The sequence below is a fragment of the uncultured Methanobrevibacter sp. genome, from assembly GCF_900314615.1.
GTDB lineage: Archaea > Methanobacteriota > Methanobacteria > Methanobacteriales > Methanobacteriaceae > Methanocatella.
Window position 1 is genome coordinate 39,918 of record NZ_OMWA01000018.1, and the last position, 16,578, is coordinate 56,495.

16 protein-coding genes are annotated in these 16,578 nt (G+C 32.4%); 9 read left to right on the plus strand and 7 right to left on the minus strand.

Features of this window, described 5'->3' with window-relative positions; all coding sequences use genetic code 11:
* Positions 1 to 886: 886 nt before the first annotated feature.
* The 9 genes from QZN33_RS06840 (at position 887) to QZN33_RS06880 (ending at position 6,220) form a co-directional block, all read left to right on the plus strand.
* A complete protein-coding gene (locus QZN33_RS06840) occupies positions 887 to 1,048 on the plus strand; it encodes a hypothetical protein (RefSeq protein ID WP_295609686.1) in 162 nt (53 codons plus the stop codon).
* A 219-nt stretch (positions 1,049 to 1,267) separates the two neighbouring features.
* Positions 1,268 to 1,570: a hypothetical protein gene (locus tag QZN33_RS06845; RefSeq protein ID WP_296790273.1), complete on the plus strand. Its 303-nt coding sequence runs from the start codon at positions 1,268 to 1,270 to the stop codon at positions 1,568 to 1,570.
* A complete protein-coding gene (locus QZN33_RS06850) occupies positions 1,545 to 1,775 on the plus strand; it encodes a hypothetical protein (protein WP_296790275.1) in 231 nt (76 codons plus the stop codon). The genes QZN33_RS06845 and QZN33_RS06850 overlap by 26 nt, the downstream gene beginning before the upstream one ends.
* On the plus strand, positions 1,768 to 1,902 hold the full coding sequence (locus QZN33_RS06855) for a hypothetical protein (RefSeq protein ID WP_295588924.1): 135 nt from the start codon (positions 1,768 to 1,770) through the stop codon (positions 1,900 to 1,902). Before QZN33_RS06850 ends, QZN33_RS06855 begins: the two co-directional genes overlap by 8 nt.
* A gap of 32 nt (positions 1,903 to 1,934) precedes the next feature.
* Entirely contained in the window at positions 1,935 to 2,498 is a 564-nt protein-coding gene (locus tag QZN33_RS06860; RefSeq protein WP_296790285.1) for a hypothetical protein, read from the plus strand.
* 31 nt (positions 2,499 to 2,529) lie between these two features.
* Complete coding sequence (locus QZN33_RS06865; protein ID WP_296790287.1) at positions 2,530 to 3,030, plus strand: hypothetical protein; 501 nt, start codon at positions 2,530 to 2,532, stop codon at positions 3,028 to 3,030.
* 13 nt (positions 3,031 to 3,043) lie between these two features.
* Positions 3,044 to 4,738 (plus strand): hypothetical protein, encoded by a 1,695-nt coding sequence (locus QZN33_RS06870; protein ID WP_296790290.1) that lies wholly within the window; start codon positions 3,044 to 3,046, stop codon positions 4,736 to 4,738.
* Between the two features lie 346 nt (positions 4,739 to 5,084).
* Positions 5,085 to 5,399 (plus strand): hypothetical protein, encoded by a 315-nt coding sequence (locus tag QZN33_RS06875; RefSeq protein WP_296790293.1) that lies wholly within the window; start codon positions 5,085 to 5,087, stop codon positions 5,397 to 5,399.
* 5 nt (positions 5,400 to 5,404) lie between these two features.
* A complete protein-coding gene (locus tag QZN33_RS06880; RefSeq protein ID WP_296790296.1) occupies positions 5,405 to 6,220 on the plus strand; it encodes a competence protein CoiA in 816 nt (271 codons plus the stop codon).
* 23 nt (positions 6,221 to 6,243) lie between these two features.
* Here QZN33_RS06880 and QZN33_RS06885 read toward each other — a convergent pair whose 3' ends face one another.
* The 7 genes from QZN33_RS06885 to QZN33_RS06915 all read right to left on the minus strand — a co-directional run.
* Positions 6,244 to 7,653, minus strand: coding sequence for a phage terminase large subunit (locus QZN33_RS06885; protein WP_296790298.1), 1,410 nt, complete (start codon positions 7,651 to 7,653; stop codon positions 6,244 to 6,246).
* A complete protein-coding gene (locus QZN33_RS06890; RefSeq protein WP_296790300.1) occupies positions 7,646 to 8,455 on the minus strand; it encodes a hypothetical protein in 810 nt (269 codons plus the stop codon). Before QZN33_RS06890 ends, QZN33_RS06885 begins: the two co-directional genes overlap by 8 nt.
* Positions 8,456 to 8,468: 13 nt before the next feature.
* A complete protein-coding gene (locus tag QZN33_RS06895) occupies positions 8,469 to 8,717 on the minus strand; it encodes a hypothetical protein (RefSeq protein WP_296790307.1) in 249 nt (82 codons plus the stop codon).
* Positions 8,718 to 8,855: 138 nt separating this feature from the next.
* Positions 8,856 to 9,053, minus strand: a complete 198-nt coding sequence (locus QZN33_RS06900; protein WP_296790310.1) for a hypothetical protein — start codon at positions 9,051 to 9,053, stop codon at positions 8,856 to 8,858.
* A 331-nt stretch (positions 9,054 to 9,384) separates the two neighbouring features.
* Complete coding sequence (locus QZN33_RS06905) at positions 9,385 to 10,194, minus strand: hypothetical protein (RefSeq protein ID WP_296790314.1); 810 nt, start codon at positions 10,192 to 10,194, stop codon at positions 9,385 to 9,387.
* A 252-nt stretch (positions 10,195 to 10,446) separates the two neighbouring features.
* Complete coding sequence (locus QZN33_RS06910) at positions 10,447 to 15,543, minus strand: DUF1565 domain-containing protein (RefSeq protein WP_296790316.1); 5,097 nt, start codon at positions 15,541 to 15,543, stop codon at positions 10,447 to 10,449.
* Between the two features lie 102 nt (positions 15,544 to 15,645).
* Positions 15,646 to 16,578: Ig-like domain repeat protein (locus QZN33_RS06915; protein ID WP_342764144.1), on the minus strand; the 933-nt coding region annotated here is incomplete at its 5' end.

Consider the following 16,578-nt stretch of genomic DNA (forward strand, 5'->3'; position numbering starts at 1 on the left):
CCAAACTACAAACTGTTCGTATAAAACGTATGATATAGTTCGCAACCTTATCGATTTGAACTACTAAACTCTGATAAAAAATTTATTTTTTGACAATTATAAAATTTTTGGAGCACTTCGAATAGGCCCATTATCAAATTTATATAAAGGATATAATAAAAAATATAATACAAAAAAATTGGATTGAAACATTCCACCAGCAACAGTTGACATAGGATTTTGATTTATACAATTGACTAATTTTTTTTACAAATTTCTGTTTCATTGTTTACAGAATTTTGGAAAAACACATGCCTTATCTTCAAATTTTTTTCTCAAAAAAATGAACAATTTAACATTAAAAAACTAATAGAAATGTTTATATATTCATTTTGACAAACTATGATTAGCCATTACCAAATGAAAGCAATTTTACGAAGTGAAAGCAATTTTTCATACTCGTACAACTTTTTTTTGGTGAGGCCTGAAAATCAATTTAGTGAGGTAAAATATCAAGAAAAGTTACGAAAAAATGAGATCATGAAAAAAGGATTATAAAAAAAATTTGTAATGAATAACGAGCTATAAATTTTTTAATATAATCCTTGGGTCAGTTAGAAAAATAAAAATAATTAAACAGAGCCGACAAACTTTGTTAAAAATTAATACTTTCCAAAACTTAACCCAATATTTAGTTTATTTCAAGGAATATATAAAGATTATTAAACCAAATAAACCACAAATTATCTTATTCTAAATATTCGGTGAAGAACGGAAAACTGATTTACTTGAATACTATTTTTATTTTTCAAATTGTCTGGCCCAAATGATTTTGAGATTTTCGAAGAATTGCTCTCTATTAATTGTTCAGATTGATGAGAGTGTGAAATAATGGAGACATCAAAACATGTATGGACAAATAAGACCAATGCCCCGTGAAGTAATTGTTTCAAATAACTTCCAGGCACTAGAGGAAGCGATTGCTGAAATTTCCGAAACCGAAAACATCAGCAATGAAAAGGAATTCTTTGATTTGTACGAAATCAAGATAATGAAACTGGATCAATAGCTTTAATCCAGTAGACTGTTGAACTAAAGTTTAAAAAGATTAACGGAGCCGACAAACAATGATAGAACAAGATGTAAATGGTGTGCCTCATGTTTTAGTACCAAAAGAGGCATGGGAAATTGTATCAGAAGTTTTTAGTAAACTCGATAAAATGGGTGAATAGAAAATGAATAGCTATTGCCCATTTGAAAGACATTGCATTAATGAGGTTGATACATCATGACAACCTCAATTAATCAATTCGAAGATAATTTCCATGGCATTTTAACTCACAGCGGTGAAATCAAAATTGCCAAAGGAGATGTTGAACAGGAAATCCTCTACATTGACGATGACGGTATCGTATTAGTTGATGGTGGAAAAAAAGCATACCAGACACTAATACATTCAAAGTTATTGTCTTTAATTCATTATGCAACTGAAGGAGATACTGCATTAGTCAAATTCATAAGAGGAGAAGCCTACATTGTAGGATTCAGGAAACACAAAAGGGATGATGAACATGGAAAATGCAATTCTTGAAATGCAAAAGAATCTGGATGAAGGACATTTCATTGCATTCGTATCTGCAAATGAAGACCCGTATTGTGCAGTAATGAAATCAGACGAATTGAATTTCCCAGACAATAAAACAGTTGTTATTAGAAAAAAAGGTGGAAAAACTACAATAATTAACCTGAATTTAATTATTGAGGTTTGCATCAGGAGGTTTGGTCAGTATGCCTAAACCAGCAAGATTATATCCAAAAGAAGAGCCGATGGATCCCAATCCAAAAATGATTTTCATCGGAAGCATGTTATTTGCTGTAGCTATCGGCTGGATTGGAATAGCAACAAGTACAGGAGGATTATAAATCAATCCTCCCAATTTTTCAAGGTGATAAAAATGGTAAAAGCAGAACTTATAGAAGAACCACAGGTTTCCCCGGAAACTGAATTAGTTAAAGTTGATAATGTCCCAGATGTGGATGTCGCCATTGAACAGTGGGACGCTTATCAAAAACTCTGTAAAGGATTGTTGAATGATACAGACTATCAGGAAATAATCGTTAAGGAAAAAGATGAAGACGGCAACTACACTAAAGTGAAAAGGCACTTCAAGAAAAAGTCAGCATGGCAAAAACTCTCAAGAGCATTCAATGTTGATACTGAAATTGTTGATCGTGACCTTGAAAGGACAAAAACCGGAAGGATAAAAGAAGCATACTACTGCGTCAGGGCAACACTGCCAAATGGACGTAGTGTTGAATCCGATGCGTTATGCTCCCGTTCTGAAAAAGGAAAGGACAAAGTTTCAGACCACACAATAATGTCCACTGCAAAAACCCGTGCAACCAACAGGGCCATTGCAGAACTTATCGGTGCAGGAGAAGTGTCAGCAGAGGAAATGTCAGCTGAAAGGACAGTTGTTGAAAGCAAGTCAAAATTTCTAAAAGAGGATAATAGCTAATCCTCTTTAATATTTTTAGGAGAGAATCAAAATGAGCTTTGAAAATACTAAACAAACCATATTTACAGGTACCCAACTAGATTACGAAGAGATTGTAGAAATCCCGGAAGGATATGAAAAAGCGGAACTAAAAGACTTTGAAGACGGAACCCTACTTCGAGGCAGACCACAAATGTCTTCAGTTACATCATACACCTTTGACTATGACGGTGAAGAAAAAACCGTAAACAGGTTCAAGCTATTCATCTTCCAGGATGACGACCAGCTTTACATTGAAATCAACGTAAACCTCAAAAACGACGGTGACGACCACAAAGACATCAGAAAAGGAAGCGTACTCTTTGACTTCATTACTTCCATTTTAGAATTGGAAAATGCAGGTTCAGTCGGAAAATCCAACATTGTCAGAAACGTCAATCTTGCCGAATACCGTGAATTCGTTAACAGATTATCCGAGATGACAATTCAGGTCAAAGAGAAATCCGGAACCTATGTCTACTACAGTTTCATTGTAAAAGATGTTCAAGTCTAGATGGAGTTAAGAAATGAGTAATGTAGCTGAATTACCAACAAAAGATACAATAACCCTTATCATCAACAGAAAGAATGTGGATAAGGTTACGTATGTATTTAAAAATCAGGATGGTAATAAAATTGGAGAATACTTAAATAAAACTCCAGCTACATTATCTTCTCAAAGTAATGTCGCAAGACAATTCAAACAAATCATAAATCCCAATGGAGAGATAAATCCGAAACTTGTCAACAACCAGTTTGCAGAAGTAAAACAACTTCTCCAGCTCAACTATGAAAACGAACTGTCTGTCATCGAACAGGAAATAACTGACAAGAAACAGGCCGAGCAGGAAAAGGATACTGTCAAATTAAAGGAAGCTATCACCAAACTTCAATCTCTAAGCCGTCCTTTAATTTATATTGGCAGTCTTGTCGAATGGTTTACAGCAGGTGAGAGAAACAACATAATGTATGCATTTACCGTATATGCAGGCCAAGTAGTTTTGGGAAATCCGGTATCTGTAATATGTCTTGGTGAGGCAAGCAGTGGCAAATCCCACATCCAGGAAACAGCACTGAAACTGATTCCAAAACGCTTTGTCGTCAATGAGAAAAAGATTACCGAAGCGGCACTCTTCAATCGTGCCAAAAAGGACAGATATTTCTATGACGGCAAAATCGTTAACTATGGAGATATGGGAGGAAACAACGACCATGACTTTATGGAAGAATCCAAAAACCTCATGAAGGAACTGCAGTCAGACGGTTTTCTAAACAAACCCTTAAACATTCCTGACGGCGAAGGGGGATGGGAAGTGAAGGATCTTGAACTTGTTGGAAGGCCTTGTCTTACATACACTACTGTACCCAATCATTATTTTGATGATCAGGAAATGAGCAGAAGCATTTTCATCACACCGAGAATGGACAATCAATTTATATTCAATCGCAGAAACAGTGCATTGGAATTCAAGCATGGCAAAAGCTACAAGATTCTAAAGAAATATGAAAAGGAAGCTGAGCTAGTTCCATACATGCTGCTGCACCTTAAGGAAGTATTTGAAAACATTGTAATAATAAATCCATATGTTTACTTTGTAATCAACTTCCTGAAGGACTCTGCTTTCTATAAAAGAGATTTCGACAAGTTTAACGGCATACTGAAAACAATAACTGCCCTGAACTACTATAATCATGAAGTCTATGACATTGACGGCAAGAAAGTAATCCTGACCAACATTGCAGACGTGCAGGAATTCATGAGTTTGCTTAAGCCATACAAGGAAAGCATATCTGCAAACCTGTCTCCTAAGGCAGTTGAGGTTTTAAATGACATCAGAAACAATATCGAGGACTGGCGAATGAAAAAGGATAGGGAAGTATTGGATATGGGAATCACAACCAACGAATACTTCTCACTTCAAAATCTTGGATTAAGTAAGGCATCAGTCAGGAAATATATGTATGAATTGGCAGATAAGGGATTTCTTCAGATAACAACACATTCCGGCAGAGCCAATGTATATGACTTAGCAAAGAGTGAAGTTGCATCTATCAACTATGACTTAAAGCACATTGACGATTCAATATATGAAAATATCTGCTATGAAGTTGGTGAATGGGTTGTAGACATTATGAGAGAAGATGAATTTATTGAGGGGTTAAGTATCATGAACTTTGACAGTGAGATTAAAAAACCGAAATGGATTGTTAAAAAACCATAAAAACCAATAAACTTAAAAAACCATGAAAACCTTAAAAAACTTTGGTGAAAGTTTTTATAAAAAACTGCTGATAATTGTTTTTAGGTTTATTGGAGAATTTTCAGTGGGAATTGGTAATGGCTTTTCAAATGAAAATCCGCATATTTCAGGATAAGGGGGAGGTAACTTTAACAATACCTCCCACATACCCTGGAAAAAAAATAGTTTTTTAAAAATACATCTTGATGAAAATTCCTAAGAACCATTATTTTTTAATTTAAAGGATTTTAAAAGCTATTTAAAAAAACCATCCAAAAATTTCTCAATAGTTTTTATGGTTTTTATAAAATCATTATTTTGATATATTATGAAGTCTATAAAACAACAAATAACAGAAGCCAAACAGGAAAAGCGAGAAAGGGAAAAAGAATTGTGGTTTGTAGATTACTGCAACAACTGCAAAACAGGATTGGCTTCAAAATGTGATGTTGCCTGCCATCATCCATGGTACTGCTGGCATAAAGGCGAAGCAGCTATTGTACAGGCAGAGATTGTCAAGATAGATGAGTATCGAAGACTGCATGGGCATATCACATCACAGATGTATTGGGAATATAAAGAGTTAAGAAAAAGGCAACGCCAGTTAATATGGCGAGGCAGAAGAAATTTATTAAGGAGTTAATAATCATGTTAGTTGCATTAACAGAAGATGGAAATAGAATTTATGCTGATGAAGCACAAAAAAAAGATCAATACGGAAATAGAAATAAATTTTATTGTCCAGATTGCGGATCTGAATTAACACTAAAACAAGGCACTAAAAACATATGGCATTTCAGCCATAAAGACGGAAACACAATTTGCATATTTAGAAAAGGCAAAAAGGGGGAATCAATCATTCACCAAACTATGAAAAAGAAAATCAAAGAAATTATTGAAAGAGATAATGAAGTAATAGTTTCAGAATTGGAATGGAAAATAGGTTCAAGGATTGCAGATTACTATTGTGAACTTAAAGTTCATTTTGGTAACATTCGTAAAGTAGCTATTGAATGTGTACACCAACACAATGATATTGACGAATTTCGTGCAAAAAGCAAATATTATTATGACAGGGATATTTACTGTTTGTGGATTTTTAATTTAACCCGTTTTTTAGATAAAGATAATTCCTTCAAAGAAGAAGTGAGAGTTAATGAAATTATTAAAGAAGCACATACATCATATTTTGGAAAAGTCTTTGCTTTAGATATAGCTAATGAAATCATATATGCCATCCATTTATCAAACATACTTCGTGAAACAGAATCGGTTACATTATATGATGAATGGGGTGACGAGTACGATGTGGGTGGAGAATCTTATTTTTTAAAAGGAACTAAATCTCCCTCTCCCGTTTTAGTCAATGAATTAAAATTGAATAAATTTACTAGAAAAAAAGCAGATACTTTTTTAGGATATAATCGTAGCATCTGCATGGTGGATTTACCTAAATGGTGGTGAATTGATGAGTTGATAAATAGCTATTACGTGGAATACCACCTATCCACATCAACTCTTTGAGTTTGAGTTTCTGCAGTAATTTTTTCATAACCACCAGTGAATGCCACAACACAGTCATCGTGAATAGCTTCATTTGGATATGCTGTAATTTTTTCCAGAAATTCCATTGCCCACTTTTTCGTAAACCCTGTCCTATCCTTTCCAACCAGGAAAATTCCATTCTTTTGAATATCAGCTGAAACTCTTCTTGCCCTATCAATTTTATTCTCTCTTGAGTTACCAGCACCTGTAGTGAACCCTCTTCGGTTTAACTCATCAATTATAAGCAATCCAAAGTTTTTACCTGTACTGCCGTCGAGTTCAATATACTGCACGTCGGACTTGTCACGTGCTGCAGTATTTAATATTTCATTGATCAGGTTTCTTGACTCAAGCTGAAACTCATATGAGTCTAGGATGTAAATGTTGCCGTTTAGATCTTTGGCCAGCATGACACCTGCGGTATAATCCGGGTCACTTCCTCTCAATTTGTCATCGTTCAATACTTCAGTAGCTGCAAGATCCCAATATCTGATAACCCTAACGATTGGTATTTTCATGTATTCATCATGAGAGATTATGTGGAAGTATGATTCATCGAATAGCTGACCTTTAACACTGGCATACCAGTTACCGTTCATCAGCTGTTCCCTTGTTACCCTATCCAATCCCATAAGATATTCTTCATAATCATTACGGTCTAAATAAATGTTATCTAGATAGCTGGAGCTAATAAAACGAATCTGTGATTTATCCTGAATGTCAGTGTCTATTTTTTCTATGAATCTTTCACGTACCCATTTGTTTCCACGCTTTCCAGGGTTTGATGATGCCATTAGTTGTGTTGGAAGCCTGTTGTCTTTGGTTTTCCTTACTCTGGATCTCATGTAGATATATTTGAATCGTTCAAGCTGTGTCAGCTCATCAATACCAATGAACTGATATTCGGAACCTTGGTAAGTATCGAGGTCATTGATGTTTCTCAAATATCCGAAAGTCAGTGAGTTTCCATTGGGAAATGTCCATGAATGTTCTGTTCCATCCCACTTCGGTTTGATGCTTTGATTATTCTGAATTTCCTTTCTGTTAAGCCATTGACTGGCTTTATGTATTAATGCTCCTTTTCTTTTAAGGTCAGATAATGTTCTTCTCAATATCAATGCATGGTATTCGTTGGCATCATCCTGAACATAGAACAATGCTCTCATGAGTAGACTTGTTGATTTGGAACCTCCAGCGGCACCTCCAATCAGGACTTCCTTTTCAGTTGCCAGTATCATTTCAGCCTGCTTTGGAAATGGATTGAAGGGAATATATGGATTTTCATATACGCACTTCTGAAGAATTGCCTTATCCCTGGCACTTAAATAGAATTCACCGTTTTCATCATACATTGTTATCGTCAATTTGTTTTGCAAGGATTTCTATTTCATTCATTATGTCCTTTTGTGAGATTTCAATCTTTTTGTCTTCCAACTCTAAAACTCTGTTTTTGAATAATCTGTCCATTTCATCTTTGAATAATCTGTTTTTGGCTTCAAATGCTTTAACTGACAATTCCAGATATCTGATTTTTAGTTCTGTAAGGTCAATTAGGTATCTTGCAAGGCTTTTTTCGTTGGCGTTGTATCTTACTTCCTGATCCAGTTTTGCAAAGTCAATTTCAATGCCTACAGCATTTTTGGTAATCTTGTCAAGATTGTCAAGACCTGTTTTGATGTCTGTGACCTGCTGCTGGAGTATTGTATCAATAGCCAAATCGATATTGTCCTCGTGAACGTTGTTGTCTGTTATTTGCCTTTGAGTGATGGCTCTGTCTGTTAATGCTTCCTTGTTTTTTGCTCTTGGGTCTTTTTCATTATCCGTTAGATGGTATTTCTTTTTGAATCTTGAAAATGTTGCCCTGCTCACTTCAAAGTCATGTTCATCATCCAGCCATCTTCTCACGCTTTCATCAGTAGCTCCTTGAGTTTTCATGACCATTATTTCATCTAAAAGTGTTTCCAGGAAGTCTACTTTGGTCAGTTTTAATCCTGCTTTGAATCTTCTGAAGGTGGTTTCGGGAACTTCACATTCATATTTTGTTTTTAACAGTTCTATGATTTCCTTGTTGCTCATTGCCTTCTTGCAGCAGTTTATTATTTCCTGTTCGTGCTGCTCAAGAAAGAAAATGACGTCTGAATTTCCTCGGCCCATGGTAATGGTTCTCCTATAAATCTCTTAATTCCCTTTCGAGCTGGTGTTTTCTCTCTTCGATTAGTCTGTACTCAGTCTGTTTTATTGTTTTATGATAATTGGGATTGTTGTGTATCAGTGTTATGGTATCTTCAGCATCGCCGATAGCTATAAGCATTGCTCCAAGTTCGTATGCGTCCTTGTGGTTAAAACTAGATTCTTCTACTATTTTTTTGAGTGTTATTTCAACTCTTGCGCTGATGTTGGTTTTTTCGGTTATCATAATACATATATTTATTATGTATTATATATAAAATTTTATTATAAAAAAAATATAAAAGTAATAATAAATTATTACTTTTGCCTATGAAAAACAGTTTTTCTTTTGAAGAGTTACATACCCGAGATATATTTTTTGAAGCTATTCTTCGTCACCCATTTCGTCAAGTTCCTTTTGAAGGTCGTGGATTTGCATTTCCTTGTAGAACCTTTCAAACTTTCCGACTTCGATGAGATATGCTGAAACTTCAAGAGCATCCCTAAAGGTATAATTGGACTCTTTGATAATTTGCTTTTTGTCTTCATCCATATAGGATGAGGTATTATTTATATTGGCCATAGCTATTACAACCTGTATATAATAATTAATATAATATTTTATTATTTCAATTATATAAATTTATCATTATCAGTTTCAAAACCTCAAGTTCGGGAATAACAATTTTCATCTTTGTTTTTCTCATTAGTTTCCAAGAAGATACGGTTAATATAATCAATATAATATATCATAGTATTAATTTAATGAATTGAAATTTACATTAACGGAAGGGTTTTTGGAAATCCGATATGATTTGAAATCAGAATATATATGAAATTGTTTAAAAAGTAAGTTTCCTAACTTGATTCCCAATACCAACGTTAAAAAAAAAGAAAAATAGTTAACATTAACGTTAACTACTATACAAGTCAGTGAATATCCAAGATGGATCATAAGCTATGAGGTATCCATCTTCACACCATATTGATCTGACATTTCCTGAAGTTGTATCTGCTACTGCAGCCGGATCTCTGTTAATCCAGTTACCTGAAGTATGTTTTTTATGTTTAAGCCTTAACCTAATATGGCCTGTTCCACTAACACGGCATTTAACGTGGACAAACTGCACATCATATCCCAATGATTTGGCTATTCTGTAATAGACTTGTCCCCAGTCCACGCAATTGGAACCTTTACCCTGACTGGCATCATTGATTGTTTTCTTGTCTGTTTTTTGTGAATCAAAGTATTTGCTGTATAATTTCTTCTTTGCTATAATAGCTAAAGCCTCATCTATTGTATTTCCCTTGAAGTTGAATGTTTTTACAAACAGTTTCATTGTGGAATCCTTGTAGTCGGGCAGTGTTGATATTCTATATACGATGGCTGGAAGCCTTTTATTGGCTTTGATATAAGCTTCTGTCCTTATGGCCATGTCCACATATTCAGCTTTGTCGATTTTCTCACCGTTTTTAAGTGTCACATAGTTTGGAAGAAAGTCCAGTGACTTGTTATCTTTTATTAAGTCCATCGTATACATTGCCACCAGCTTATTGCTTCCAAGCTTTTTGGCTTTCTTTTCTACATCCTTGCAGCTACCTTTCATTGTCAATATTTGGTAGTAGTCTCTTTTCTTGTATTTCTTTTTGTTTTGGATGAGCCAGTATGCTATTGAATTCATTGCCTGGCAAAAACTTGTCCAACTAATATTATCTTCTGTCATGTAATATAATTTATATTATCTCATTTATTATATTTTTTATATATTTTACATAATAAAATTGTTATTCAAGTGTTGAAAAATAGCGGTTTTAATAGACTTAATTTAATTCAAGCCTATTGACATTAACTACAACAATTATAAATATCAATTTGCTTTTTAAACAACTACATATAATTTTTAAACTAATTAAACAATAAATAAATAGTTTAAATTAATTTTTAAAAAATAAGAAATAGTAGATGTGGTGTGCATCTACTTAATTTTAATGTTTACTTTTTTAGTTACTTTGTTGAAATATTTGCTGCCTTTGTATGTAATGGTGGCTTTGAAAGTTCCTTTTTTAGTCAACTTGGTAATTTTGAATGTTGCCTTACCTTTGCCGTTGGTTTTAGCAGCGTAAGTTTTACCGTTGACTTTAATATAGACTTTAGTGTTTTTCATAACTTTGTTCTTGTTGTTTTTTAAAGTTATTGTGTACTTTTTGGTCCTGACTGATTTTTTAAAGGTTTTTTTGGCAGCAGCTATTTTTGGAGTTGCCTTCTTAACTATAACGCTAGTTTTTAAAGATGAAGAAATGTAATTATTTCCACCAGAGTAACTGACTGTTGTTGAATATGTATTCGGAGCTAAATTTATTAATAATTTAACCTGACCTTTGGAATCAGTAACCCTATTGTAAACATTACTGCCCACCTTAATTGTAACGTCAGATTTGACTAAATAATTGCCACTGGCATCTTTTAAAGTTACAGTTAAGTATTTACCATCATTATAAACCATGGAAACCTTAGGAGCAGTAATTTTAGTGGCAACTTTACTTACAACTACAGAATTAGAAACTGTCTTTCCAGTTACAGGATTAACAGAAGTTATATTATAACTGCCCGCATTGAAATTAATGGCAAACACTGCACAACCATTTTCATCAGTAGTAACATTAACAATATCACCACCAATATTGAAGCTTACAACAGTATTAATTAGAGGATATCCAAACTCATCAGTGAAAACCGCTGAAAAGACAGACTTGTCACCATAAACCGCACTAACATCACCAGCGACAATACTCTTATCCGTAGTTACATTAACAGTTCTGAAGATACTTTGAGATGTAACTGGATTTATAACCTCAACAATGTATGATCCTAAAGCCAAATCAATATTAAAATATGCAGTACCATTCTCATCGGTAGTTGCCTTAATTAAATCCCCACCAATAGAAAATGTAACATTAACGTTAAATAATGCATCACCCCAGATATCTGTGAAATTAGCAACGAATTTACTGCTATCACCATATATTAAATTAACATCCTGTGCAAATACTGTGATATTTACTGTTTTAAGAGGAACGACCTCCGCAATAGGATTTGACCAATCCACAACAACATCATCCCCATCACTTGTAAATTTATAACTTTCACCACCAATATTTAAAACAGAAATTATATTATTTGTTTCATCTTTAACATAAACGATTCCAACTGGCAAGTTACCATCATAATCAAGTAACTGTTTGCCATCACTAAGTTTAAACTTGTAAAGGCCATTTTCCTGAACTAAAACTAACCAATTATTAGGTGAAAATGTTTTATCCATATGTTGACCATCATTTTGGATATCAACAATAACTGGCTTATCATTACTTCCCCACCAATTATAGTTCAAATCCAAACCATTAGGGAAATCATATGTCCTAAATCCAATTTGATCAATAACAAATTCATCTGATATGAATATTGAATTAGATATATTGTATGTAGGATTTTCCCCTTCAGTTAAACTTCTTGCAATTGCACTAAAGTTTTCGAATATGCAATTATCAAATATTCTAGTCGCATTCTCAAAAACATTGGTCATCCAAATCATTTGGAAATTAGAAAATGTGGAATTAACCGCATAAACATTAACTGGACTTTTATGGGCAGTATCCATATTTGGACCTCCCCTAGCACCAAATGCTATAAATGCAGCCTCATCAGCACCATAATCAATATTATTTTCCATAGTGATATTAGATACGGATATGTCAGTTGCCATTAAGGATAAAAATGGAATTAATAGATTTCCACCATATCCACCAATGCTTAAAATGTCTTCTGAAGCATTTCCAGAATTATAAATTTTACAATTTAAAGCGTTTATTGATTGGGTTGCAGTTATAAAAAGATAACCTGTATTTAAGATAAAGTTATCTTTTATTTCGCAATTTTCCATATCTAGTGCTTTAACATCAATCATACTATATTGACCAAAGTTAGCAGTCATTAGAGTATTATTAATTACTACATATCCTCCAGAAATAATTCCTTTTGATGAATAACCGTTATATTTAAATTCAGAATTTTTAATAGTCAAATTTCCATTATTTTCAATTATTGCATTACCACCATGATTTTCAATGAATTTAACATTATCAAATACCACATTAGAATTTCCAATAAAGATTGGTGAGAGGGAATTGATTATTCCAGATTTTGAATTGTTAGGATTAATGTTTTGAATAGTTAAATTATTAAACATGACTTGGTTTCTACCTTCAGTGATTTTAATAATTTTATTAGCGTTTTTACCATCAAGTACAGTTTTTTCACCTTGACCAATGATTTTAACATTAATATTTGATGAAATTATTAAATCACTATCATATGTTCCTTCTTTTAAGTAAATTACAATGTTTCCAGAATTTTCTGAAGCAACATCAAATGCATGACTAATTGTTTTAAATGGACTTTCCGAGGTTCCAATATTTTCATCGTTTCCATTTTCTGAAACCCACACCTCGCATAAAGATGATGAATTTAAATCGACAATGATTGTTCCATCAGCAATTATACTTGAAGAGGATGCTGAGGACGTAGATCCGGATAAAGTGTAAACCCCATCCACAAAACCAAAGTATTTTAAAGTAGAAGAAGAATTCACAATTGGAGCGGAACCAATTTTTTTACCATTAAAAATAAAATCTAAATTATTTCCTGAAACATTTGACCCACATGGCCCAATAACAGTAGCAGTTAATGTATTAGCATAAGATTTAATATTTAAATCATCAAATTTGATTGTTAAATTTATTAAATCAAGTTTATATTTAAAACCCTCATTTAAATTATCGGCATCCAAATAAATTCCTGTATTGTTAAATTCCACATTTTCAAAAGTAATCTCATCATAATCAACATTTTTTGTAATTTCGATTGGAACAATAACAACCTCATAACATTTATCATCTTTAAATGAGCAATCAACTAATTTTCCTTGTTTTAAACCCAATACTCCTTTTTCAGCATTATTTGATATGAAAGTACAATTATAGAATTCCGGAATTGAAATTACCTGATTTCTACTACCAACACCAAATACTGCATAATCTTGAGCACTATTGTTAATATAAACATCGTTTATAAAGTAATGATTTTCAGCAGTTAATCTAAATACACCCGAATTTATTGCATAATTTCCCTCATAATAGTTATTTAGGCTTGTAAATCTCAAAGCATAGTTTAAATTTATTACACTCCCATCACGAGCAGTGTTGTTTATAAATTTACAGTTTTCAATAACAATATAATCTTTAGATACATAAATAAAACCATAATCATTAGCAGAATTATTATTATTCGCAAAGTAACCACTGGATAAATTATTAGAAAGATAGAGTACTCCCTTATTGTTGGTATAAACCAAATTATCAGATTTGACATTGCTTAATACATAACCCGCAATAGCGGATCCTGTGCTAAAGTAAATATATTCTGCAGTTGAATTAGTTACAATACAATTATCAAGATAAACACCTGAAAGTAATACTCCTCCTTTAATATATCCATTTGTAAATGTTATATTTTTAATAGATAAATTGAGTTTATCAATATTCATAAAAATGTTTGAATTTTGGGCATCAATAATTGTTTTTGAATATTCCTCACCAATAATTTCAACATTACCCAAATTAGAAAGAGAAAAACCTAAATTCCCATCATCAGCATATGTACCTTTAGCTAGATGCACAACAACATTAACTGTGTATTGGAGAGATTTAACAATAGCATATTCAATTGTCTTAAATGGAGCATTTTTAGTGCCGGAATTTGCATCATTACCATTAGGAGCAACCCAAACTTCTACTAACTCATCAGTTAAATTAATATCAATAACACTAACTTTGTTTTCACCATAATAAACATCATATTTGCCATTTGGAAGTACACTATCAAATGTTAATGTAATTTTATTATTATCAATAAAAAATGTATTTTTGTATGTTTTATTAACTCCAACATATTTTAATTCAACTCGTTCAGATTTAATGATATTTCCATTATCATCTTTAAGATTAACAGGTATTACAATACCTTCATTAAACGAAGTGATGTTAAATTTAATTTCACTAGGAATTTCTAAAATAGTATCATAGGCTATTCCAGAAAGGTAAACATTACCTATAGAATTTTGTGAATTAATAAAAGTATTGTTTTTCCATGTATAATTTCCATGACTTAAATGAACTATTGAATATTGAGTTGATTCCATAGAACAATTAATAAACTGATTATTAATTACAGTTGAAATTAAATTAGGATTATTTAAAAAAATTGAAGCGTCAAGAGTAGTGCCAGTTAAATTAATAAATTTATTACAGTTTAAATAAGTTTTAGAATTAGATAAAATCGCAACTCCTCTAAGATTAACATTTGCAAGTCTAATGTTTTTAAAAGTATTATTTTCCAAGTATAATTCTTTAACATTACTTGCATAAATTGCTCCACCCCCTTGAACATAAAATTCACGAGGATTATATTGATTAACTGAAGTCTTAATAAAGTCAGAATTTTTAACATTTAAAACTGCTTCATCACCCTCAACATAAATTGCCCCTCCACGATTAGATGTTGAATAACTATTTTCAATTTTACAATTGTCAATAGTTAAAATACCATAACTGGAAATTGTACCACCATTTTGCCCTTTAAAATTAATTAAAGACAAATTTTTAAGAGTAATATTGGTGTTAGAATTAAGATTTGCGAATTTAAAAGCGGATTGTCCATCAATAAAAGTTTTATTTTTACCTTCACCAATAAAAGTTAAACTTCCACCATAAATTTTATGATTTAAGTTAATATCAAAATTAGAATCATTATCACTACCAAAAGTACCTTGGCTTATATATATTGTTACATCCTCTGATGAACTTGAATTACTAATTGCCTTTCCAATAGACGCATAAGGACTAAGATTCGATCCAGTATTTGAATCATCACCCGTATCCGAAACATAAATTTCCTTAACATTATCCTGATTAGCAATATCTGTAGAATTTAAATCTGAAGCACAAACTGCACCCATGATAAAAAATGTTAACAACAAAAAGAAAATAATTCTGTGGGCTTTCATGAAAAACACCTCAGCATTGAAAAAAAAGAAATAAAGAAAGAAAATTAATTCTTTCTATTTTTTAACAGTTATTTTTACTTTTTTAGTCACTGCTTTGAAGTTTTTGTTACCTGCAAATTTAACAGCTGCTGTGTATTTACCTTTAACTAATTTTTTAAGGTTGAATGTCGCCTTACCATTATTTTTTGTTTTAACGGTTAATTTGACTTTTTTACCATTGACTTTAGTTGTTAGAGTAACTTTAACTTTTTTCATTGCTTTTCCTTTGTTGTCTTTTAAGACAATGGTGTATTTTTTTGTTTTTGTTTTTAATGTTTTTGCCTTAGCAGTCATTTTAGGAGAAGCTTTTTTAACTACAACTTTTACACTAGCAGAAGATTTGACATAGTTTGTGGTTCCTTTGTAGGTTATTGTTGCAGTGTAAGTTTTTACAGGCAATGTTATTTTCAAGCTAACTTGACCATTTGTGTTAGTAGTTCTTTCGAATGTTTTACCATTGATTTTGATGTAAACTTTTTGTTTTGCCAATGCTTTTCCATTAGCATCTTTTAATGTTGCTTTTAAGTATTTTCCAGTGTTATAAACCATTGTTAATTTAGAAGCTGATAACTTGGTAGCCAATGGTTTTACAGCAATTGATTTAGTAACAACTTGGCATGTAACAGGGTTTGTAATAGTTACGTTATAATTACCTGCATCAAAGACAATGGAAAATACTGCAATACCGTTAACATCAGTAGTTGCATTGATTGTGTTTTCACCAACTTTGAAAGTAACATTTGTGTTAGCTAATGCAACGCCATATTGGTCAGTGAAGTTAGCAGTGAATTTAGATGAAACACCATATGTTACAGTAACATCACTTGCTGAAATGGTTTCAGCAACAGTAACAGTAATAGCATAATCACGTCTTTCACCAGTCACCGGATTAACAACAGTAACATTATAAACACCAGCACCTAAAATTGAGAGATCATATGTAATGAT